Consider the following 3482-nt stretch of genomic DNA (forward strand, 5'->3'; position numbering starts at 1 on the left):
TAGGCTTCGCCCTCCTGACGAGCTTCACAGAAATCAGGCGATTTCCGGTGCTCAAATCAGAAGGGGCGAAACCCGACAGGACTTAAAGATCCCCACCGTTTCCGATGGGTCGCTCCCTCGTGCGCTCTCCTGTTCCCACCGTGAGGTTTACCCGTTGCAGACCGCCGTAAGGTGGCGTTTTCTCATTCCTACCCGTGCAACTGGGTTCCTTGTAGGTGGTTCGCTCCAAGCTGGGCTGTATGCACGAACTCCCCGTTCAACCCGACTACCGCGCCTTTATCAGATAACTGTTCTCTTGATTCCAACCCTGACAGACACGACGAATCGCCACTGGCGGTAGCCACTGGTGACTTATTTACGGAGCGAGATGTTAAGCTAACTTAACAAGAGTTCTTGAAGTGGGTGCCAGACTACGGCTACACTGGAAGGACAGATTAGGTTACTGCGCTCCGTTAAAGCCAGTCACCGCGGTTCAGTTAGTTCCCCAACTTTCTGAACCTTCGAAAAAACCGCCTTGCAGGGCGGTTTTTTCTTTTCTGGGAAACTACTACTGTCGCCGGAAACCGTCAAGGGTAATTAGTTATCAGGAAGACCATGTTAATCAACATCAACCGGCAGCTCCATTGGGCGATGGTAACCTACCTCAAGTAGTTTGATACTGTAGGACGACAGCTTTTGAAAATGCAAAACGCCATCAGAAACTGAGTAACCATGTCCTGTATCTCTGAAAGAGGGATCGCCGATATGAGCATGCCAAAGCTTATTAGCTTCTGCATGAGCGATTAGATCGCTTCTCTTCGGTTCAGGAATGTTTACAGGCAGGCGGCTTGACGGAGCTATTTTACCTTTCCAACCCCATAATCCATTTTTTTCAAAATGATCGATAAATTCATCGATACAATCAAGGATATTGAGGCGTGTAGGCATCTCCACAAGGGAAGCGTAAAACGTTGAAAATGAATCAGAAAAATCTACGGTATATTGCGCATATGTTACGATTGAACTTTGCGTGCCGTTTTTATCGCCCATTCCCTTCTCTGCTCCCTAGTCAGACCAGAGGGCATTGTAACAGACTTCTCATTCGCTCTGGAAATCAACAGAGACAAGGATACGCCAAATACCTCAGTATCTTCAAAAAGATCATGACGTTGTTCGGTTTTCATATCGTTAACTCCGTATTTATTCGAGGCAGAAAAATTTTTTTTCTATCTTCAGGTTAGCTTTTTGTGGTTGCACAATAATGGCGCTAGTGTCACCCTATTCATATGAATAATCATATAATATATACACCAAATAATTTTTTATATAAGGTAATCAATGACTTACTCCATTGATAAAAAATGGAAAGCTGGCGGTTTGTCTCTTGGCTGGACAGCAGTGCCTACCGTGTTGTTTTTTATACAAAACGAGAAAAAACTAACTTCTGTGGCCTTCAACACTCTGCTTAACCTCATAGTTCATTGGTGGAGTCTACAAGAATGGCCGCACCCGTCGATGGAGAGCCTAGCAATACGAATGGGCGTTTCTGTAAGGACAGTTCAGAGAGCTATCAATGATCTGGAAAAAGCCAATCTCTTGGACAAGAAACCAACATCAAAAAGTGACAGCCGATATGGAGGTCGTAACATTTATGACCTAACAAAGCTTGTTGACTACCTAGACACAATGGGTCCATCAGTAGCAGAACAGGTAAAAAAACCACGCCATAAAAAACCCATATATACCGTAAGAAAAACTACAATTTGAAATTTCCGCCGAGTTCAACTTTTCATGGTTAAGCGAGCCTGCCAATTACTCTGATTTACCATAACACCTCTTGGCCGCACCCCCTGAGACGCCCTCAGCGCGTTTCTGCGGCCTCCTGCGGATTTCCGGCACCTTTCCCCGCCCATAACCCTGAAAAACGCCCCTGACGATTTTGGCGCGACTGCATGGCTATGCACGCAGGTGCATGACTGCGATTTTAGCCGCTAAAATCCTGCGAACGGGTCAAAAGGCTCGCTGAACCCCACCGATAACGGTGAACGGGGGCGCAGTTTACTGTGCGGCCGTGAGGCGTTGGCCAAGCCGCCAGGCGCGGCAGAGATTTCGTAAGGGGGGCGATTTAACGTGGATAACCAGAACGCAGAAATTTCGACGTGTCGAAATTTTTCAGGGTGTCGGGCGGGGCCTGACCAGGAGGATTTGGTGTGCCGGCGGTACTCCAAAGACACATCTTGTCCCGCTGTTTTGTGGTGTCGGCGCAGTGGCGGTGGCCACAAAACATTTCCTGTCCTGATAACTCAACAAGAGAACGTCAGATGACGTCACTTTGCGGCGTCAGCCCTATCCTGCATCGCATCAAAAAAAGAGAGCCGGAAGAACATACGGGTGCGGGTTAAGGCTTTGCGATACCCGTCCAGGGGATCGTGCTTTCGGGGGAGCCGCAAGCAACGGAACGCCCCAGCGTTCCGAGTCCGCCCACGGACGATTTGCGCAGCGGGGGCTACGCCCCCCCGTCGGTGCCGCAGGCGCCTGACCACCCTCTTAAAGCTTACGAGTTACACGAGTAAGCGTCTTAAGGGGGTGGTCAGGCGTCGGAGACGTCGGACGGGGCCGGGTGAATCTGGCGACGGAGTGGCGTCCAGCCGCGGAGAAGTCAGAGAGGGTGAAGCCGCACGGCGCAACCCCTGGGGCGTGATTTTCGTTCAGAAAATCATGTCCCTTTCTGGCGCATGCAATGCGCCAGCCCCCCTATTTTGACCTCTATTTTGCTCCCTATGCATCACAATAGATAAAAATAGGGGTCAAAATAGGGAGTAAAACAGGAAGCAGAGAACGCAGAGTTTACGCTGAGTAAACGTCAGGACAGACGCAGACTGAGTCGTTCCCGCAGCGGAACAGACACACGCATCCGATCGGAAAAGCGACCAAAGAAGTAGGCAAAATCGAGATGCCGGGGCAGCACTTTCAGACCTTCACGCACCGCAATATCAAACTCATTTTTATCACGTGCATCAAACATAAGACGGACGGCCTGACATTGCTCCGGCGTGCCATGTTCCACAACCCACTCCGTCATTTCGGTAAAAGAAAATACCGGTTCCGGACGCTGACGGACGGCAGACACAGCCGACTTAAACTTTTCGCGGGCAGCATTGTACTGAGCAGCGCCTTCTTCAGGAGAAGCTGCGCGCGTTCCTGCTACGGGGCGCTGATCGAATGAAAGTTCCCAAAGACCTGTTTCAGGGTTATGGACGTAATCTTCAGGAAGTGCAGCACGGTAGAGACGGGACAAGGGAAACTCCTCAACATCAGTGTGTAAGCGAAAACCTTAGCATCAGTGATATTCCGCTTCCTCGGTTTAACAGACTTCGCTAGTTAAACGCTGCGGCGAGCGTTACCAGCTAACGGGAAAAGAGATGATCGCTTCTCTGGCTAACATCAACGGCACACCCCCCTTTCCCCCCCCGAGCCAGGCCTCCGGGTTCCCCGGTTTTCCA

General features: G+C 50.2%; 3 protein-coding genes. 1 reads left to right on the forward strand and 2 read right to left on the reverse strand.

The window, feature by feature from the left end:
- Positions 1-597: 597 nt before the first annotated feature.
- Positions 598-1029, reverse strand: a complete 432-nt coding sequence (locus tag R5R67_RS19030) for a hypothetical protein (RefSeq protein WP_025760402.1) — start codon at positions 1027-1029, stop codon at positions 598-600.
- 288 nt (positions 1030-1317) lie between these two features.
- Here R5R67_RS19030 and R5R67_RS19035 point away from each other — a divergent pair, with 288 nt between their 5' ends.
- Positions 1318-1746 (forward strand): helix-turn-helix domain-containing protein, encoded by a 429-nt coding sequence (locus R5R67_RS19035; RefSeq protein ID WP_025760401.1) that lies wholly within the window; start codon positions 1318-1320, stop codon positions 1744-1746.
- A 1096-nt stretch (positions 1747-2842) separates the two neighbouring features.
- On the opposite strand, the gene R5R67_RS19040 is transcribed toward R5R67_RS19035, so the two are convergent.
- A complete protein-coding gene (locus R5R67_RS19040; protein ID WP_125183090.1) occupies positions 2843-3277 on the reverse strand; it encodes a hypothetical protein in 435 nt (144 codons plus the stop codon).
- Positions 3278-3482: the final 205 nt, after the last annotated feature.

The organism is Acinetobacter sp. OYA S30 (assembly GCF_033599315.1).
In the GTDB taxonomy this organism is placed as follows: Bacteria; Pseudomonadota; Gammaproteobacteria; order Pseudomonadales; family Moraxellaceae; genus Acinetobacter; species Acinetobacter baumannii.